The 18,029-nt window shown below is 71.4% G+C and carries 18 protein-coding genes and 1 tRNA gene; 12 read left to right on the top strand and 7 right to left on the bottom strand.

The window, feature by feature from the left end; genetic code table 11:
* Window positions 1–11 precede the first annotated feature (11 nt).
* Window positions 12–1,124: an FUSC family protein gene (locus ACN9MP_RS13315; protein ID WP_426320888.1), complete on the top strand. Its 1,113-nt coding sequence runs from the start codon at window positions 12–14 to the stop codon at window positions 1,122–1,124.
* A 20-nt stretch (window positions 1,125–1,144) separates the two neighbouring features.
* Here ACN9MP_RS13315 and ACN9MP_RS13310 read toward each other — a convergent pair whose 3' ends face one another.
* Complete coding sequence (locus tag ACN9MP_RS13310) at window positions 1,145–1,963, bottom strand: class I SAM-dependent methyltransferase (protein WP_426320886.1); 819 nt, start codon at window positions 1,961–1,963, stop codon at window positions 1,145–1,147.
* A gap of 80 nt (window positions 1,964–2,043) precedes the next feature.
* Between ACN9MP_RS13310 and ACN9MP_RS13305 the strand changes: the two genes are divergently transcribed.
* Entirely contained in the window at window positions 2,044–2,793 is a 750-nt protein-coding gene (locus ACN9MP_RS13305) for a phosphoglyceromutase (RefSeq protein WP_426320884.1), read from the top strand.
* 66 nt (window positions 2,794–2,859) lie between these two features.
* Here the strand turns inward: ACN9MP_RS13305 and phoU are convergent, their stop codons facing one another.
* Window positions 2,860–3,537: a phosphate signaling complex protein PhoU gene (gene phoU / locus ACN9MP_RS13300; RefSeq protein ID WP_426320882.1), complete on the bottom strand. Its 678-nt coding sequence runs from the start codon at window positions 3,535–3,537 to the stop codon at window positions 2,860–2,862.
* 164 nt (window positions 3,538–3,701) lie between these two features.
* On the opposite strand from phoU, the gene ACN9MP_RS13295 reads away from it, so the two are divergent.
* Together ACN9MP_RS13295 and ACN9MP_RS13290 are read left to right on the top strand one after the other, a co-directional pair.
* A complete protein-coding gene (locus tag ACN9MP_RS13295) occupies window positions 3,702–4,973 on the top strand; it encodes a sensor histidine kinase (protein ID WP_426320880.1) in 1,272 nt (423 codons plus the stop codon).
* The gene (locus ACN9MP_RS13290) at window positions 4,970–5,653 is read left to right on the top strand and encodes a response regulator (RefSeq protein WP_426320878.1); all 684 of its coding nucleotides are present in this window, start codon (window positions 4,970–4,972) and stop codon (window positions 5,651–5,653) included. The genes ACN9MP_RS13295 and ACN9MP_RS13290 overlap by 4 nt, the downstream gene beginning before the upstream one ends.
* Window positions 5,654–5,725: 72 nt before the next feature.
* Here ACN9MP_RS13290 and ACN9MP_RS13285 read toward each other — a convergent pair whose 3' ends face one another.
* Window positions 5,726–6,193, bottom strand: coding sequence for a DNA modification methylase (locus ACN9MP_RS13285; protein WP_426320877.1), 468 nt, complete (start codon window positions 6,191–6,193; stop codon window positions 5,726–5,728).
* A gap of 173 nt (window positions 6,194–6,366) precedes the next feature.
* On the opposite strand from ACN9MP_RS13285, the gene ACN9MP_RS13280 reads away from it, so the two are divergent.
* Together ACN9MP_RS13280 and ispD are read left to right on the top strand one after the other, a co-directional pair.
* On the top strand, window positions 6,367–6,849 hold the full coding sequence (locus ACN9MP_RS13280) for a CarD family transcriptional regulator (RefSeq protein ID WP_426320876.1): 483 nt from the start codon (window positions 6,367–6,369) through the stop codon (window positions 6,847–6,849).
* 88 nt (window positions 6,850–6,937) lie between these two features.
* Window positions 6,938–8,140, top strand: coding sequence for a 2-C-methyl-D-erythritol 4-phosphate cytidylyltransferase (gene ispD, locus ACN9MP_RS13275; RefSeq protein WP_426320875.1), 1,203 nt, complete (start codon window positions 6,938–6,940; stop codon window positions 8,138–8,140).
* Between the two features lie 33 nt (window positions 8,141–8,173).
* Here the strand turns inward: ispD and ACN9MP_RS13270 are convergent, their stop codons facing one another.
* Both ACN9MP_RS13270 and ACN9MP_RS13265 read right to left on the bottom strand, forming a co-directional pair.
* Window positions 8,174–8,641 carry a GNAT family N-acetyltransferase gene (locus ACN9MP_RS13270; RefSeq protein ID WP_426320873.1) on the bottom strand — a complete coding sequence of 156 codons (468 nt, stop codon included), beginning with the start codon at window positions 8,639–8,641 and terminating at the stop codon, window positions 8,174–8,176.
* Between the two features lie 59 nt (window positions 8,642–8,700).
* Window positions 8,701–9,630, bottom strand: coding sequence for a DMT family transporter (locus tag ACN9MP_RS13265; RefSeq protein WP_426320871.1), 930 nt, complete (start codon window positions 9,628–9,630; stop codon window positions 8,701–8,703).
* 89 nt (window positions 9,631–9,719) lie between these two features.
* Between ACN9MP_RS13265 and cysS the strand changes: the two genes are divergently transcribed.
* The 3 genes from cysS to ACN9MP_RS13250 all read left to right on the top strand — a co-directional run bounded on the left by cysS (window position 9,720) and on the right by ACN9MP_RS13250 (window position 12,981).
* Complete coding sequence (cysS, locus tag ACN9MP_RS13260) at window positions 9,720–11,183, top strand: cysteine--tRNA ligase (protein WP_426320869.1); 1,464 nt, start codon at window positions 9,720–9,722, stop codon at window positions 11,181–11,183.
* A 30-nt stretch (window positions 11,184–11,213) separates the two neighbouring features.
* Complete coding sequence (rlmB, locus tag ACN9MP_RS13255; protein ID WP_426320867.1) at window positions 11,214–12,206, top strand: 23S rRNA (guanosine(2251)-2'-O)-methyltransferase RlmB; 993 nt, start codon at window positions 11,214–11,216, stop codon at window positions 12,204–12,206.
* Window positions 12,207–12,339: 133 nt separating this feature from the next.
* Window positions 12,340–12,981 (top strand): NAD(P)-dependent oxidoreductase, encoded by a 642-nt coding sequence (locus ACN9MP_RS13250; protein ID WP_426320865.1) that lies wholly within the window; start codon window positions 12,340–12,342, stop codon window positions 12,979–12,981.
* Between the two features lie 212 nt (window positions 12,982–13,193).
* Here the strand turns inward: ACN9MP_RS13250 and ACN9MP_RS13245 are convergent, their stop codons facing one another.
* Window positions 13,194–14,501 carry a DUF4032 domain-containing protein gene (locus tag ACN9MP_RS13245; protein WP_426320864.1) on the bottom strand — a complete coding sequence of 436 codons (1,308 nt, stop codon included), beginning with the start codon at window positions 14,499–14,501 and terminating at the stop codon, window positions 13,194–13,196.
* Between the two features lie 70 nt (window positions 14,502–14,571).
* Entirely contained in the window at window positions 14,572–15,675 is a 1,104-nt protein-coding gene (locus ACN9MP_RS13240; protein WP_426320862.1) for an ABC transporter ATP-binding protein, read from the bottom strand.
* A gap of 223 nt (window positions 15,676–15,898) precedes the next feature.
* Here ACN9MP_RS13240 and ACN9MP_RS13235 point away from each other — a divergent pair, with 223 nt between their 5' ends.
* The 3 genes from ACN9MP_RS13235 (at window position 15,899) to ACN9MP_RS13225 (ending at window position 18,021) form a co-directional block, all read left to right on the top strand.
* Window positions 15,899–16,864 carry a DsbA family protein gene (locus tag ACN9MP_RS13235; protein ID WP_426320860.1) on the top strand — a complete coding sequence of 322 codons (966 nt, stop codon included), beginning with the start codon at window positions 15,899–15,901 and terminating at the stop codon, window positions 16,862–16,864.
* Window positions 16,865–16,923: 59 nt separating this feature from the next.
* Window positions 16,924–16,999, top strand: a tRNA-Thr gene (locus ACN9MP_RS13230).
* 74 nt (window positions 17,000–17,073) lie between these two features.
* Entirely contained in the window at window positions 17,074–18,021 is a 948-nt protein-coding gene (locus ACN9MP_RS13225) for a DMT family transporter (protein ID WP_426320858.1), read from the top strand.
* Window positions 18,022–18,029: the final 8 nt, after the last annotated feature.

Below are 18,029 nucleotides of genomic sequence, written 5' to 3'. Positions count from 1 at the left end.
GGCGCACCACGGTGAGCGGTGACGGCGACACCGCCGCGATCACCCAGGCGGTGCCGACGGGCTGGCGTGCCCGGGTGCAGGTGCGGCCGCGGCTCGCGCGTGTGCGCGTATCGGCCATCGCGATCCTGCAGATCACCGTCGCCGCGGCGGGTGCGTGGGCGTTCGCGCATTACGTGACCGGGCACGCCGCACCGCTGCTGGCGGCCACGGTGACGATCTCGAGCCTCGGCCTCGTGCGGGATGCCCGGCCGCGCCGCGTGCTCGAGACGGTCGTCGGGATGCTGGTGGGCATCCTCGTCGCCGAGGGGTTCGTCCTCGTGGTCGGGCCGGGATGGTGGCAGCTCGCGCTGGCGCTCGGCGTGACCCTGGTCGTCGCCCGGTTCCTCTCGCCCTATCCGCCCTTCGCCATCATGGCCGGCGTCCAGGCGTGCATCGTGATGTCGCTCCCGGCGACGCAGCCCTTCGCGCGCCTCGCCGACGGGATCGTGGGTGGCATCGCCGCGCTCGTGGTGACGGCCCTCATCCCGCGCAACCCGCGGCGGGAGGAGGCCCGCGACGGCCACGCCGTGTTCGCGGCCGCCGACAGCTCGGCCCGGGCGATCGTGCAGGGTCTCCGCCGCGGCGACGCCCTGCGGGCCGGGCGCGGCCTCGACAAGGCCCGCGCGATCGCGCCGCGGATCGACGAGTGGCGCGCGTCGCTGGACTCCGGGCTCGCGGTCGCCGGGTTCTCACCCTGGCTGCGGCCGCAGCGTGCCGAGCTGCAGCGCCATCACGCCGTGCTGCAGGCGATGGACTTCGCGACACGCAACCTGCGCGTGGTCGCGCGCCGTGCGGTGTACCTGTGCGAAGACGGGCAGCGCCGCCCGGTCCCGGCCGACATCCTCGCCGAGCTCATGCGGGCGTCCGAGCTCGTCGGCGAGAGCCTCGACGACATCTCGCTGCAGGTGCCGGCGCGCGAGGCGCTGCGAGCGGTCGCGGTCCGGCTCGATCCCGCCCGGCTGCTGCCCGACGGCTCTCTCGGCGAGCAGAACCTGATCACGGCGCTCCGGCCCCTGGCCGTGGACCTCCTCACCGCGACGGGCATGCCGCCGGCCGAGGCGCGCGCACTTCTGCCCCGGGTGTGAACCACGCGTGAGCCGGGAGGTCAGGTCGGGGCCACGGCATCCCACGGCACGGTGACCTCGCCCAGCCGCCAGCGCGGCCGCTCGAGCACCGGCCAGCCGCTGTCGGCGAGGGCGGACAGCGCCGTGCGCCACCGATGCACCGGTCCGAAGGGCGAGACGCTCGCGGCACGGTGCCATTCGTCGTCGAGCGCGACGAGGAACGCGTGGACGCGCTCGCCCGGCACGTTGCGGTGGATGAGAGCCTTCGGGAGCCGCTCCGCGGCGACGGACGGATGCTGCAGCCCGGCCAGCCGCAGCGAGACCGTGAGCGTGCGCGGCACGGCGTCGGGCCCGACGGCCACCCACGTCGCGATGCGGCCGATCTCGTCGCACGTGCCCTCGACGAGGACGCCACCGGGCGCGAGCCGCGCGGCCATGGACGCCCACGCTCCCTCGACGTCGGACTCGTCGTACTGCCGCAGCACGTTGAACGCCCGCACGACCGCCGGGCGGCGCCCCGCCGGGACGGGAACCTCGAAGCCGCCGCGCGCGAAGGAGACCCGCGCCTCCGGCGGGAACGGGGTGCCGCCCGCGCGCACGAGCCGCAGCTGCTCCCGGGCACGGGCGACGCGGGCGGGATCGATCTCGAGTCCCAGCACCTCCACGTCGGGACGTGTCGCGGCCAGGCGCGCGTAGAGCTCCAGGGCCGTGACGCCGCTCGCCCCGTAGCCGAGATCGACCACGAGCGGGTCGGCGGCGCGGCGCAGAGACACGTGCCGTGCGATCCACCGGTCCACCCGCCGCAGCCGGTTCGTGCCGGTGGTGCCGCGCGTGATCTGCCCGACCGGTCCCCGCGCCATGCCTCCATGATGTCAGCAGCCGCCGCCCGGGGCCGTCACGGGCGCGGAGGCGGCCACACCGCCCGGATATCATGGGGCGCATGACCGCGCCCTACACGCTGATCCTCCTCCGACACGGCCAGAGCGAGTGGAACAAGACCAACCAGTTCACCGGGTGGGTCGACGTCCGCCTCACCGACCAGGGCAAGGCCGAGGCCCAGCGCGGCGGCGAGCTGCTCGCCGAGTCGGGCATCCTTCCCGACGTGCTGCACACCTCGGTGCTCAGCCGCGCCATCCAGACCGCCGACATCGCGCTGGACGCCGCCGACCGGCTCTGGATCCCCGTCAAGCGCTCGTGGCGCCTCAATGAGCGTCACTACGGCGCCCTCCAGGGCAAAGACAAGGCGCAGACGCTCGAGGAGTTCGGCAACGAGCAGTTCATGCTGTGGCGCCGCTCGTTCGATGTGCCGCCGCCGCCGCTCCCCGCCGACGACCAGTACAGCCAGGTGGGCGACCCCCGCTACGCGGGCATCGACGGCGAGGTGCCCGACACCGAGTCGCTCAAGATCGTGATCGATCGCATGCTGCCCTACTGGCACAGCGACATCGTGCCCGATCTGAAGGCCGGCAAGACCGTGCTGGTCACCGCGCACGGCAACTCGCTGCGAGGTCTCGTGAAGCACCTCGACGGCATCAGCGACGCCGACATCGCCGAGCTCAACATCCCCACGGGCATCCCGCTGGTGTACCGCCTCGACGAGAACCTCGAGCCGATCGGCGAGGGCGAGTACCTCGATCCCGAGGCCGCCGCCGCCGGTGCCGCCGCGGTCGCCGCCCAGGGCAAGAAGTAGCAGATGTGCGAGAAGGGACCGGATGCCTCGGGCTGAGGCATCCGGTCCCTTCTTCTGTGCGCCGGCTCAGCCGCGCGTGATGATGTCGATGGCGTCCGTGCTGGTCGTCCAGTCCCCGGTGGAGAGGTACGCGACCTTCTTCGCGACCGACACCGCGTGATCGCCGAAGCGCTCGTGGTAGCGGCTCGCGAGCGTGGCGTCGACGGTGGCCGACGGGTCGCCCTGCCAGCTGTCGCTGAGCACCTTCTCGAACACCGAGACGTGCAGCTCATCGAGCTTGTCGTCGGCGTTGCGGATCTCGTCGATGAGGTCGCCGTCCTGCGTGCGCAGCAGCTCGGTGAGCTGGCGCGCCGCCTCGACATCGAGTTCGCCCATCTTGAGGAACGTGGACTTCAGGCCCTTGGGGATGGCACGCTCCGGGAAGCGCATCCGCGTCAGCTGCGCGATGTGCTCGGCGATGTCGCCCATGCGCTCCAGCGACGCACTCATGCGGAGCGCACTGACGACGATGCGAAGGTCGCGGGCGACCGGCTGCTGACGTGCCAGGATCTCGATGGCGAGCTCGTCCAGCTCGATGGCCTTCTCGTCGATGACCGCATCGGCCTCGATGACCTCCTCGGCCAGCGCGACGTCACTCGTGCCGAACGCGCGCGTCGCCTTGTCGATGGCCACCGTGACGAGCTCGGCGATCTCGACGAGACGCCCCTGCACGTCCTCGAGGGACTGGTGGAAGACTTCGCGCATTCCGACGCACCTTTCCTGTTTCAGGGCGGCTCGCGCCTGGCCCCGGCGATTGTCGCCAGGGAAGGTTAACGGATGGTGCCGCCGCGGTGAACAGTACCCCGCTCCTGCGCCGGGGCCCCGCTTCCCGGCCGATCCGGCGGTGACGGTGCGCCTACGCTGGTCCCATGCACACGACGCAGCTCGCGCTGCTCGCCCTCCTCGCGGGGATACTCATCGGCGGTTCCATCTCAGCCGTCGTGGTCGCGGCGATGCGAGCCCGCGAGCGCGCGCAGGCCGAGACCTCCGTCGAGATCCCCGACGGCGTGCGGGGGGTGCTGCACGGCATGGACGATCCCGCCGTCGTCGTCGACACGTCCTTCACGGTGCTGGCTGCATCGGCCGCAGCGAGGGCCTTCGAGCTCGCGGAGGGCGGGACGCTGCCGAGCGATGAGCTGCGCACGCTGGCGCGCCGCGTGCGGACGAGCGACTCGGCGGCGGCTGAGACGACCGCGACCCGGACGATGCGACTCCGGCGCGGAGCGCCCCCGGCGGAGCCCCGCCTCGTGGCGGTGCGCGCCACGCGCATCTCGCCACGCCTCACTCTCCTCGTGCTCCGCGACGTCACCGAGAGGGAGCGCGTCGAAGAGATGCGCCGCGACTTCGTCGCCAACACCAGCCATGAGCTGAAGACGCCGGTCGGTGCGGTGAGCCTGCTCGCCGAGGCCATCGAGTCCGCCGCGGACGATCCGCCGCAGGTGCGGATCTTCGCCGCGCGCCTGCAGGCGGAGGCATCGCGTCTTGCTCTCCTGACATCGCGCATCATGAACCTGTCGCGCCTGCAGGCCTCCGACGAGATGCCGCAGCAGGACGTCTCGGTCGACGAGATCGTCGCCTCCGCGCTGGACGCGCACGCGATTCAGGCGGCCTCGGCCGGGGTCGAGGTGATCCGCGGCGGCGGGCGGGGGCTGTACGTCCGCGGCGACGCCCAGGTGCTCAGCGAGGCCGTCGGCAATCTCATCGCCAACGCCATCGCGTACTCGCCCCCGGGCTCGAGCGTCGGGGTGGGCGTGAAGGCCGCCGACCGCGTCGTGGAGATCGCGGTCACGGATCGCGGCATCGGCATCGCCGAGGGAGATCAGGACCGGATCTTCGAGCGGTTCTACCGCGCCGACCCCGCACGCGCGCGCCGGACGGGCGGCAGCGGGCTCGGACTGTCGATCGTCAAGCACGCGGTCCAGCGCCACGGCGGTGAGGTGCGCCTCTGGTCGCGTCCGGGGCGGGGTTCGACCTTCACCATCCGCCTGCCGCAGATCGACGCGCCCGACATCGGCCGCCTGCCCAAGCGAGGCCGCAAGAAGAAGCGGCCTGCCGCGACGCCGCCCGCGGTGCCGCCGCCCGGCGAGCCCCGGGCGACCACGACGACGCCGGCGTCCGCCGGGAATGGAGAACTCGCATGACCCGCGTCCTGATCGTCGAGGACGAGCCCGACCTCGCCGACCCGCTCGCCTACCTCCTCCGCCGCGAGGGCTACGACGTCGAGATCGCCGAGGACGGCCCGAGCGCGCTCGCGTCGTTCCGCGACCGGGGCGCCGACATTGTCCTGCTCGATCTGATGCTGCCCGGGATGCCGGGAACCGAGGTGTGCCGCCAGATCCGCACGACCTGCTCCGTGCCGATCATCATGCTGACCGCGAAGGACTCCGAGGTCGACATCGTGGTGGGACTGGAACTGGGCGCGGACGACTACGTCACCAAGCCGTACAAGGCTCGAGAGCTGCTGGCCCGCATGCGTGCCGTGCTGCGCCGCTTCTCGCAATTGGACGCCGACCTCGAGGATCGCGTGCTGGAAGGCGGGCGCGTGGTGCTGGACATCGATCGGCACACGGTGGCGGTGGACGGCGGCGAGATCAACATGCCGCTCAAGGAATTCGAGCTCCTCGAGGTGCTGATGCGGAACGCCGGCCGCGTGCTCACGCGCGGCCAGCTCATCGACCGAGTGTGGGGGAGCGACTACTTCGGCGACACCAAGACGCTCGATGTGCACATCAAGCGCATCCGCTCGCGCATCGAGAAGAACCCCGGTTCGCCCGAGATGCTCGTCACGGTGCGCGGGCTCGGGTATCGCTTCGAGGGCTGACCGCCCGCCGACGCCACGAAGGGCGCCCCTGCGGGGCGCCCTTCGTGTCTGCGGAGCGGAGGAGCCTGAGGCTCAGGGAGCCAGCGGCGCCAGGTAGTCGAGCGTGCCGTCGAGGACGGGGACCGAGACGAGCTGGCCCTCGGCCTCGCCGGACTGGAAGAAGGTGGTCACATCGGTGCCGGGCAGGGCGTCGAGGTTCTCGACGAGCAGCGGCTCGTCCTCGTCGGAGCCCAGGCTCACCGTGGTCTTAGCGGGCACCTGCACGGTCACGGCGGTGCCGCCTTCGCCGAACTCGATGCTGAGTTGGTGCGAATCCTCGGTCTGGTTGACGAGAGCCGCCACGAAGTTGCCCTCCGAGCCGTCCTCGTTCGCGACGATCTGGGCATTGCGCACCTCGACGGGGCCCGAGTCGTGCACGTTGGTGCCTTCGGCAGCCGAGTAGCCGATCGTGGTCGCCTGGGGCGAGATCATGCTGCACCCGGTGGTGGTGAGGACGAGTGCGCCCCCGATGGCCAGCGACGCGATCAGCCGACGGTTCACGAATCCTCCTGAGGATGACGGTTCTCCAGCATTCTAGGGGCTCGCCGTTCACCCCGCGGAGCGGGGCGACGCCGATGCCGGACCGGGGATGTCTCGCGGCCCGGCGGGAGGGCGGAGAACCTTAGCGTATTTCGCCTGTGGTATCCTGGAGGTTGCCGAAAGGACATAACTCCATGCTTTTTGAGGTTGGCGAGACGGTCGTCTACCCCCACCACGGGGCGGCAACGATCATCGAGGTCAAAGACCGGATCATCAAGGGCGAGACGAAGAAGTACCTGAAGCTGAACGTCACGCAGGGTGATCTCATCATCGAAGTCCCCGCAGAGAACGTCGACCTCGTCGGCGTCCGCGACGTCATCGGCAAGGAGGGCCTCGACAAGGTCTTCGAGGTGCTGCGCGCACCCTTCACAGAGGAGCCGACCAACTGGTCGCGCCGCTACAAGGCGAACCTCGAGAAGCTCGCCTCGGGTGACGTCATCAAGGTGAGCGAGGTCGTCCGCGACCTCTGGCGCCGCGATCAGGACCGCGGCCTGTCGGCCGGAGAGAAGCGCATGCTCGCCAAGGCGAAGCAGATCCTCGTCTCCGAACTGGCCCTCGCGGAGAAGACCGACGAAGAGAAGGCCAGCGTCCTCCTCGACGAGGTCCTCGCAAGCTGAGACAGACGAGACGGCGCCCTCCGGGGCGCCGTTTCTGCTGTGCGGCACCGTGAGCGAGCGGCCGGACCGATCGCGATAGCGTGATCCGGTGAGCATCACTCCTGTGCCCCGCGTCGGAGTCATCGTGGTCGCTGCCGGCTCCGGCACCCGCCTTGCGGCCGGCGCTCCCAAGGCGTTCGTCGGAATCGACGGTCGAAGCATTCTGCGCCATGCGCTGGACGGCGTGTTCTCCGCTCCCGCCGCGCAGGTCGTCGTGGTGGCGCCCCGCGACCGCGAGGGCGATGCCCTCAGCGAGGCGCTGGCAGCCGCGGGGGATCGTCGTGATCTGGTGTCGGTCGTGACCGGAGGCGAGACCCGCCAGGCGTCCGTGGCGGCGGGCCTCGCCGCGCTGTGGGCCGACGTCGACACCGTCCTGGTGCACGACGCCGCCCGCGCCCTGACGCCACCGGAGGTCTTCGAGCGCGTCATCGCCGCGGTCGAAGGCGGAGCGGCAGGCGCCGTTCCGGTGCTGCCGGTGGTCGACACGCTCAAGCGGGTGGCGGGCGACGAGATCGTCGCCGCCGTCGACCGGGCGGAGCTCGCTTCCGCCCAGACACCGCAGGGCTTTCGTCGCGATGTGCTCGACGCGGCATATGCCGCCGCCGTGACCGACTTCACCGACGACGCGGCCCTCGTCGCCGACGCCGGTCATGCGGTCGCGGCCGTGGCGGGGCATCCCCTCGCCTTCAAGATCACCGGTCCGTCCGACCTCGACCGCGCGCGTCACCTGCTGACGCAGCCCGGCGCCCGCGCTCGGGTCGGGCTCGAGAACCCGCCGGTCGCTCCCCGCGTCGGCGTCGGCACGGACGTCCACGCGTTCGGCGGCGAGGGCGCACTGTGGCTGGCCGGCCTGGAGTGGCCGGACGAGACGCCGCTGTCAGGTCATTCCGACGGCGACGCCGTGGCCCACGCCATCGTGGACGCGCTGCTGGCCGCCGCGGGCCTCGGCGACATCGGCACGCATTTCGGCACGGATCACCCGGAGTACGCCGGGGCGCATGCGGACGCGTTCCTCACCCGGACGGTGGCCCTCCTGGGCGAGGCGGGCTGGCGCATCGGCAACGTATCCGTCCAGGTGCAGGCGAATCGGCCGCGGTTCTCGGCGCGCCGCGCCGAGGCCGAGCGGGCTCTGTCCGCAGCTCTCGGGGGAGCGCCGGTATCGGTGTCGGCGACCACCACCGACGGCCTGGGATTCACGGGGAACGGCGAAGGGGTCTCGGCGTTCGCCGTGGCGCTGGTGGTGCCCGCCTGACGCCGGGCGCCTCGGCGGAGGACGAGGGCGTGCTCAGAGCGCGCGCGTCATGAAGACCGAGAACGGGTCGGGCGCGTAGTCGTCGAAGGGGCCGCAGACCACGAACCCCTCGCTCTCGTACAGACGCTGCGCGGGGGTGAAGTCGTCGGTGGTGCCCGTCTCGAGCCACAGACTCGACATGCCGCGATCCCGGGCCTCGCCGACGATGTGCCGCAGCAGCGCCCGGCCGACGCCCGCGCCGCGGAAGCGGTCGTCGACGCGCATCGACTTGATCTCGCCGCGGTCCGCGTCGATGGTCTTCAGCGCACCGACGCCGGCGAGCTGCCCGTCCACCCACGCCGACCACACCGAGAGCGACGGCTGCCGCAGGGCGTCGACGTCGAGGGCGTGCACGCTCTCGGGCGGCGAGGTGTCGTGCATGCCGGCGAGATGGAGGGCGATGAGGCGCCGGGTCGCCTCGCCGCTCAGGTCGTCCGTGCGGATCTCGATGGTGCGCTGCATGTCGCGCCCAGTGTGCCACGCCCGGATTGCGGCCAGGTTTCGGTCTGCTGCCCCGGGCTTCAGGCCTCGACGGCGAAGGGCACCGGATCGCGGGGCGTGCGCGACCCCCACGCCAGCAGGGCGAGTCCCGCCGCGAGCACCACCAGTCCGACGACCGCGAGGGCCGACAGCCGCTCCCCGAGCACGACGATGCCCAGCACGGCGGCCGTCAGGGGCTCGCCGAGCGTGAGGGTCGCCGCCGTCGCCGCGGTGAGCCCACTGAGCCCCCACGTGAAGAGCACGTACGCGAGGGAGATGGTCGCCAGGCCCAGCCAGAGCGCCATCACCGTCCCCGGCGTGGAGGAGAGCCACGAGAGATCCACGAACGGCAGCGCGAACGCGCAGATGATCGCGGAGCTCGCGCCCATCGCCCCGACCACGGTGAAGGGATCCCAGCCGTCGTCGAGCAGCCGCCGCTGCGCGTTGGCGATCACGGCGAAGGAGGCGCCGGCCCCGACCGAGCCCAGCAGCCCGAGCGGGTCCGTGCCGCCCCCCGCGCCGGCCTCGCCGCCGAAACCGAGGAGCACCACGCCGACGGTCGCGAGCGCGGTCGCGCCCATCCACGTCGGAGTCGGCATCCGTCGCGTCAACGCCCATTCGAGGAGGCCCGCGAGGATGGGCGCGGAGCCGAGGGCGACGACCGTGCCGACCGCGACCCCGTTGCGGGTGGTGCCGAGGAAGAAGAGGGGCTGGTACACCGAGATGCAGACGCCCGTCAGCACCATCAGCGAGACGGGCCGAAGACCCCACCGAGGGGTCGCTTCGCCGACCGGGCGCCTGCGGGCGTGGCGCGCCGCGAGCGAGAAGGCGATGACGGCGAGGCCGGTTCCGCCCACCACCATACGCACGGCGCCGATCGACAGCGGCGTCGTCCCGGCGGGTCCGAGAGCCTGCGAGGTGCCGGTCGTGCCGAAGAGCAGGGCGGCGGCGAGGACGGCGAGCACGTGCACCCTCCCGTTTATATCCGAACCGGCGCCCCCGCCGGCCTGCCCGCGCCGGCTCTCAGGGGCGGCGCGGCGCCCGCCGGTAGGCTGGTGCGGTGACGGTTCAGCTGTACGACACCAAGGCGCAGGCCCTGCGCGATTTCGTGCCCCTCGACCCCGGGAACGTCACGATCTACGTCTGCGGCCCGACCGTGCAGTCGGGACCGCACATCGGGCACCTGCGCGGCGCGCTGACCTTCGACATCCTGCGCCGCTGGCTCGCGCATCGGTTCGGGCGCGTGACGTTCGTGCGGAACGTCACCGACATCGACGACAAGGTGCTCGCGAACGCGACCGACGGCGAGCCCTGGTGGGCGCTCGCGTATCGCATGGAGCTGGAATTCACCCGCGCGTACACCGCGATCGGAATCCTCCCGCCCACCTACGAGCCCCGCGCCACCGCATCCATCCCGCAGATGCAGGAGCTGATCGCCCGGCTCATCGACTCGGGCCACGCGTACGCCGCCCCCTCGACCGGCTCAGGGGCGGAGGGGACGGATGCCGCGGGCGACGTGTACTTCGACGTCCGGTCGTGGGCCGACTACGGGTCGCTGACGCGGCAGAGCCTCGACGCGATGGAGCCGGCCGCCGACGCCGACCCTCGCGGCAAGCGCGACCCTCGCGACTTCGCCCTCTGGAAGGGCGCCAAGGCCGACGAGCCGCCGTCCGCCCGGTGGGCCTCGCCGTGGGGCGCAGGACGCCCGGGGTGGCACATCGAGTGCTCCGCGATGGCCCGGCGCTACCTCGGCGAGGAGTTCGACATCCACGGCGGAGGGCTGGACCTGCGCTTCCCGCACCACGAGAACGAGCTGGCGCAGTCGACCGCGGCCGGCGACGGCTTCGCGCGCTACTGGGTGCACAACGGCCTCGTGACCGTCGGCGCGCAGAAGATGTCGAAGTCGCTCTTCAACTTCGTGCTCGCCGACGACCTGCTTCGGGAGCGCGACCCGCTCGTCGTGCGCTATGCGCTCGCCGCGGCCCATTACCGGTCGAGCCTGGACATCACGACCTCGACGTTCGATGAGGCGGAGGCGGCGCTCGACCGCATCCGCACCTTCCTGGAGCGGGCCATCCGGGCGCTCCGCGGTGCGGAGGACGTGAGGATGGATGCCGCGGTCCCTGCGGCGTTCGCGGAGGCGCTGGACGACGACCTCGGCGTGCCGCAGGCGCTCGCCGTGCTTCACGAGACCGTGCGTCAGGGCAACTCCGCGCTGGACACGGGAGATCGCGACGCCGCCCTGCAGGCGTTCGCCGACGTCGCCGTGATGGCGGGCGTGCTCGGCATCGACCCTCTCGATCCGCACTGGCGGACGACGGATGCCTCGGCCGAGGCATCCGCTCTCGACGCCCTCGTGCAGACGATGATCGCGCAGCGCGCCGACGCGCGCGCCGCGAAGGACTGGGCAGCAGCCGACCGCATCCGCGACGCGATCGCGGCGGCCGGCATCGCCCTCGAAGACGGTCCCGACGGAACGCATTGGAGTGTCGCCGACACTCCTCGTCCGGCGGCGGGCAACTGATGGGGCGATGCCCCGCATGAAGGAGAACTGATGGCCAAGCCAGGACGCCCCGGCGCCGGTAACAGCAAGAAGAAGGGCCCGACCAAGGGCACCGGCGGCAAGAACAAGCGCTCGCTGGAGGGCCGTGGGCCGACGCCCAAGGCGGAGGACCGCGCGTGGCACCCGGCCGGCAAGCGCAAGGCCGCCGCCGAGCGGTATGCGGCGGCGGGCGGCACGGGAAAGCCGGGGCAGTCCGCACCACGATCGTCGCGTCCTGCCAAGAAGGACGACGACACCGAGACCGTCACCGGACGCAACTCGGTGCTCGAGGCGCTGCGGGCCAAGATCCCCGCCACGGCGTTCTACATCGCGCAGCGCGTCGAGATGGACGATCGCGTCAAGGAGATGCTCGCGATCGCCACCCACCGCGACATCCCGGTGCTCGAGGTGACGCGGCCGGAGCTCGACCGCATGGCCGGGTTCGACGGCGTGCACCAGGGGGTCGCCCTCAAGGTTCCGCCGTACGAGTACGCCCACCCGCAGGACCTCCTCGAGAAGGTGATCGACGCCGGCCAGACTCCGCTGTTCGTGGCGCTCGACGGCGTCACCGATCCCCGCAACCTCGGTGCGATCCTCCGCTCGACCGCGGCCTTCGGAGGACAGGCGGTCATCGTGCCGCAGCGCCGCTCGGCGAGCGTGAACTCCGCCGCGTGGAAGACGAGTGCCGGCGCGGCGGCGCGCATACCGGTGGCGATCGCCGCGAACCTCACAGCGATGCTGAAGGACTTCAAGAAGCAGGGCGTCTTCGTGCTCGGGCTCGACGGCGGAGGCGACGTCTCGCTGCCTGCCCTCGAACTGGCGGACAGGCCGGTGGTGATCGTCGTCGGCTCCGAGGGCAAGGGCCTCTCGCGACTGGTGACGGAGACCTGTGACCAGATCGTCTCCATCCCGATCTCGGCCAGCACGGAGTCGCTCAACGCCGGCATCGCAGCATCCGTCGCCCTGTACCAGGTGGCCACGCTCCGGGCCGCCGGCGCGGCCTGACGGGCGCCGCGCGGAGGAAACCGTACCCATTCACGGGAATGAACCCGCCGGCCGCGCGTTCCACCCACCGAGAGCCGGCCCCCGCCGGCCACGCGAACCGGCTCCGGCCGGCAACATCGTCGAAAGGCAGCACATGGCACGCATCGCCGTCATCGGAGGATCCGGCTACGCCGGCCGTCACATCGTCGCTGAGGCGGTGAGCCGGGGACACACGGTCCTCTCGATCGCCCGCCGGCTCCCGGCGGAGCGCCACGAGGGCGCCCTGTACGTCGAGGGGTCGCTCACCGACGTGCCCGGCCTCCTCGCGCAGCTCGAGGGCGTCGATGTCGTGGTGTCGGCGGTCGCGCCGCGTGGCGACATGCAGGGGCTCGTGCGTCCCAACATCGCGGCGCTCGCGTCGCTGCTGCCCGAGGGGGTGCGCATCGGTGTGATCGGCGGCGCCGGCGGCAGCCTCGTCACCGAGGGCGGCGAGCGCGTCGTCGACCTGCCGTCCTTCGCGGAGGACTACAAGGCCGAGGCACTCGAGGCGATCGAGATCCTGGAGGACCTCAAGGAGGCACCCGAGTCGCTCGACTGGTTCTACATCCACCCCGCCGGCGGCTTCGGCGCCTACAACCCCGGTGAGCGCACGGGTTCGTACCGCACCGGCGGCGATGTCATCGTCACCGACCACGAAGGCGAGTCCTACATCTCGGGCGAAGACCTCGCCGTCGCCATCGTCGACGAGATCGAGCACCCGCAGCACCCGCGCAAGCGGTTCACCGTCGGGTACTGACGGCTCGACCGGAAAGGGTGGCTCTCTCCGGCGGAGAGCCACCCTTTCGCGTACCGCGGCGGGTCGGTCGCCTGGACGTCCGCGCGCCCTCCAGCGCAGCGCCGCCTCGCCAGATCAGGAGATCTGGCGGGGACAGGACGTTGGGCGCCGTTTTGTCCTGCCTCGGCCAGCTCTCCTGATCTCGTCGAGGAAGGTCGGGCGAGACAGCCGGGTCAGACGAGATCGCGCCAGTCGATCTGGTCCTCTTCCTCGTCGATGACGGGATTCGGCGAGGTGATCACCGACAGCGAGACCGTCTCGGTCGGAGGTCCCATGAGGGTCGCCTCGTCGCGACGATGGCGCAGCACGTTGTCGATATAGGCCGTGAGCGCCTCGGCGAGCGGCACCGACTTGCCCTTCGCCTGCGACAGGTACCAGCGGTGCTCGAGCAGCTGGTGGAAGACTTCAGCGGGCTCGAGCTTCGAGCGGAGGTCCCACGGGATGGCCTTTACCACGGGCTCGAACACGCGCGTCAGCCATTCATGGGCGACCATCTCCTCGTCGTCGCCCAGACGGGAGATGCGGGCGCGGAACTCGTCGAGATCGTTGAGGAGGCGCCGGGCCTGGTTCTCCTCGACGTCGAGACCGGTCAGGCGCAGAAGCCGCCGCTGATGGTGACCTGAGTCGACCACCTTCGGCTGGATGGAGACGCGCGTGCCGTCGGTGGTGGCCTGGATCGACATCTCGCCGATGTCGAAGCCGAGGTCGTTCAGGCGCTGCACACGCTCCGTCAGGCGCCACGCTTCGTCGGCGCGGAAGGTCTCCTTGTCGGTGAGGGCCGCCCACAGTGCGTGGTACGACGACACGATGCCGTCGGCGATCGCGATGGCGTCGACCCCGCCCTCCAGCCTGCCGCCGGCCTCCAGGTCCATGATCTCGCCGGCGATGTTGGTGCGGGCCACATCGAGATCGTGGGCGCGCTGGCCCGGAGTCAGGCCGCTCTCGTGCAGCTCGCCGGTCTCGGCGTCCACGAGGTATGCGGCGAAGGCGCCGGCGTCGCGGCGGAACAGGGTGTTCGACAGCGACACGTCGCCCCAGAAGAAGCCCACGTTGTGCAGCCGCACGAGCAGCAGCGCGAGCGCGTCGACGAGACGCGTGGCCGTATCGGGCCTGAGCACCTGCGTGAACAGCGCGCGGTAGGGGAGTGAGAACTTCAAGTGCGCGGTGACCAGCGCCGCCGGAAGCGGCTCGCCCGAGGCATCCGTCCGGCCGGCGATCACGGCGACCCGCTCGACGCAGGGCACGTCGAGGCGGGCGAGGTTGCCGAGCATGTCGTACTCGCGCTGCGCCATCGCCTGCGTGGTCTCTTTGATGGCCACCACGCGGCCCGAGAGGTTGGCGAACCGCACCAGGTGGCGCGAGATGCCCTTGGGCAGGAAGACGATGTGGCTCGACGGCCAGTCGCCGAGCGGGGTCGCCCACGGCAGCGTCAGCAGGCCGGGGTCGACGCTGCTGGCGGTGATGCTCAGGGCGTCAGGCACGTACCCTCCTGGAAAACGAGCGACGGCGCGGGGGGAATCCTCCCACCCGCGCCGTCGCGAAGCGAAACCGTTACGCCGCGGCGATCGCCTTGTCGGTGAGACGCTCGCCCGACTCGATGTCGAACACGTGGACGTGTCCGGGCACCGGAGCCAGCGTGACCTTGTCGCCGGCCATCGGGTGACGGCGGCCGTCGACCCGGGCGACGATGTCGGTGCGCTTGCCGGCGACATCGGCGTGACCGTAGAGGTAGCCGTCGGCGCCGAGCTCCTCCACGAGGTCGACGATCACCTCGAGGCCCTTGCCGTCAGCCGGCGCGACCTGGATGTCTTCGGGGCGGACGCCGATGGTGACCTCCGAGCCGTGCGCCTTGCCGAGCGTGTCGGCCTCGACGCCCACGACCGTGTCGCCGAAGTTGACGCCACCCTCGGCGATGTGCGCCGGGAACAGGTTCATCGCCGGCGAGCCGATGAAGCCGGCGACGAACACGTTGTTCGGCTTCTCGTAGAGGTCGCGCGGGGTGCCGACCTGCTGGAGCAGGCCGTCCTTGAGGACCGCGATGCGGTCGCCCATGGTGAGGGCCTCGGTCTGGTCGTGCGTGACATAGACGGTGGTGACGCCCAGGCGACGCTGCAGCGACGCGATCTGCGTGCGGGTCTGCACGCGGAGCTTGGCGTCGAGGTTCGACAGCGGCTCGTCCATGAGGAACACCTGCGGCTGGCGCACGATCGCGCGGCCCATGGCGACGCGCTGACGCTGACCACCCGAGAGGGCCTTCGGCTTGCGGGTGAGGTACTGCTCGAGGTCGAGCAGCTTCGCGGCCTCGAGCACGCGCGCGGCGCGCTCTTCCTTGCCGACGCCGGCGATCTTGAGCGCGAAGCCCATGTTCTCCGCGACCGTCATGTGGGGGTACAGCGCGTAGTTCTGGAAGACCATCGCGATGTCGCGGTCCTTCGGCGGGACGTCGGTGACGTCGCGGTCGCCGATCAGGATGCGGCCGGAGTTGACCTCTTCGAGGCCGGCCAGCATGCGCAGCGACGTCGACTTGCCGCAGCCCGACGGGCCGACGAGGACGAGGAACTCCCCGTCACCGACCTCGAGGTTGAGCTTGTCGACGGCGGGGCGTGTGCCCCCGGGGTACAGACGAGTTGCGTTGTCAAACGTGACGGACGCCATGTTCTCTTCTCCTTCACCGGCAGGTACGTGCCGGACGATCCGTAGTGAGGAATGAGCGGGGGCTTACCCGCACGCCCGCCATCGGGCGCACGAACAGTATGACACGGCGCGCGCGGAGGTTGCGTCTGGGCATTTCCCAGGGTGGCTGACTAGCATCGTGGACGGCCGCTTTCCCGTCTGGCCCCGCCGGAATACCGGCATTCTTCACGCCCCGAGAGGTCCCATGTCGAGCGACGAGTCACCGAACGCCGCGCCCAGCGAGCGCCGCGACGCCGTGCGCGAGAAGGCGCAGCAGGTGAAGGCGCGCCAGTCGCGCGCGCGGCTCATCCGGCGTACTTCTCTGGCGGTGGCGGCGGTGGCCTTCGTGGCGATCATCGCCGTGGTGGTGACGTGGACGGTCTCGTCCAGCGCGTCCAAGCCCACGATGAGCCCCGCGAACGATGTCGACGGCGGCTTCGTGGTGACGGGCGTCACCGGCAGCGGCATCGCGACCGAGGCCACCGACCCCGACGGCTCGGTACAGGGCGAGGTCACCCCGACCCCCGAGGCGACCGCACCCGAGCCCGAGCCGACGCCCACGACCACGCCCACCGAGGCTGCCGTCGACATCCGCGTCTACGTCGACTATCTGTCGACGGGTTCGCGTGACTTCCAGCTCGCGAACATGACGCAGCTGTCGGAGTGGGTCGAGGACGGCGCCGCGACGCTGACCTACTACCCCGTGGCGATGCTCACGGCGAAGTCGAACGGCACCAAGTACTCGCTCCGCGCCGCCGGCGCCGCCGCCTGCGTCGCGCAGAACTCGCCCGACTACTTCTTCGCCTTCAACGACGCGCTGCTGCGCCAGCAGCCCGACGTGGACTCCGACGGCTACAGCGACCCTGAGCTCGCCGCCCTGGCGATCGCGACCGGCCTGGACGGACCCAAGGTCGTGCGCTCGTGCATCGAGGACCAGTCCTACGCGTCCTGGGCGAAGGCGGCCACCGAGCAGGCGCTCGAAGAGCTTCCCGGCACCGACGGCGTCGCCCTCACGGGCACTCCGATGGTGCTCGTCAACGGCACGCAGTACGTGGGCAAGCTCGACGACCCCAAGGAGTTCGCGCAGTTCGTGCTGACCGTCGCGAGCGACGCGTACTACAAGGCCACGCCGACCCCCACGCCGACCCCCACCCCGACGCCGAGCTCCTGAGCGGCGGCTGTCGCGGCCTGGCGGGGAGCATCCCGGCGCGCCGCTAGACTGGGCGCTCTGCCGACTTGGCGCAATTGGTAGCGCACCGTACTTGTAATACGGGGGTTACGGGTTCGAGTCCCGTAGTCGGCTCCAACCGCCGCGCCCCTGACCGCCCGGCCGCGCTCTCACGGACTTCGGAGCCCCTGCGAGACGGCAAGATGGATCGGGTGACCGTCCGCCGCCTGCCCGCCTGGATCGGCATCGGCGGTGCGGCGATCATCGGCCTTCTCACGGCCGTGCAGGCACGGATCAACGGCCAGCTCGGCGTCCGCATCGGCGACGGCTTCGCCGCGGCGGTCATCTCCTTCGGCTCGGGCCTGCTCGTGCTCATCGTGCTGTCGGCCGCGTTGCCGCAGGGTCGCCGCGGCTTCGCGGCCCTGGTCGCCGGGGCCAAGGGGCGCAGCATCCCGATCTGGATGATGTGCGGCGGCGTCGCCGGCGCGCTCTCGGTCGCGACCCAGTCGCTCGCCGTCGGCATCATCGGCGTCGCCCTGTTCACGGTCGGCGTCGTCGCGGGCCAGACGCTGAGCGGACTGCTGCTGGACCGAGCGGGCATCGGACCGGCGGGCATCGTCGCGGTCACGCCGGCCCGCCTCGTCGGGGGCGCGCTGGCGATGCTCGCCGCCGGCGTCTCGCTCGCCGGGGGAGTGGACGCACCACCGGTGCTCATCGTGCTGCCCTTCCTCGTGGGCGCGGGCATCGCGTGGCAGTCGGCCGTCAATGGGCGTCTGCGGCAGCGGGTCGGCACCCCGCTCACGGCCACCCTCGTGAACTTCATCGGGGGCACCGCGGTGCTCGGTGTCGCCGAGCTCATCCACACGGCTGTCGCCGGCCCGCCGCGCTCGTTCCCCTCCGACCCGTGGCTCTACCTCGGCGGCGTCATCGGCGTCGCCTACATCTTCCTCGCCGCGACCCTCGTCCCGTACACGGGGGTTCTGCTGCTGGGCCTCGGCACCGTCGTGGGGCAGGTCGTGACGTCCGTGCTCATCGACGCGGTCTGGCCGACATCCGCGGCGCCGTCGCTCGGCTCATCGCTCCTCATGTCGACCCTCGCGATCCTGTCGGTGGTGGTCGCCGCCGTGCCGTGGGGACGGATGCCGCGACGCGGCCGCTGACGCCGGTC

Origin of the sequence: Microbacterium sp. E-13, assembly GCF_049912955.1 — a bacterium.
Classification (GTDB): domain Bacteria; phylum Actinomycetota; class Actinomycetes; order Actinomycetales; family Microbacteriaceae; genus Microbacterium.
Note: the sequence above shows the minus strand (reverse complement) of the source record. Positions and strands in the feature narration are given on the sequence as shown.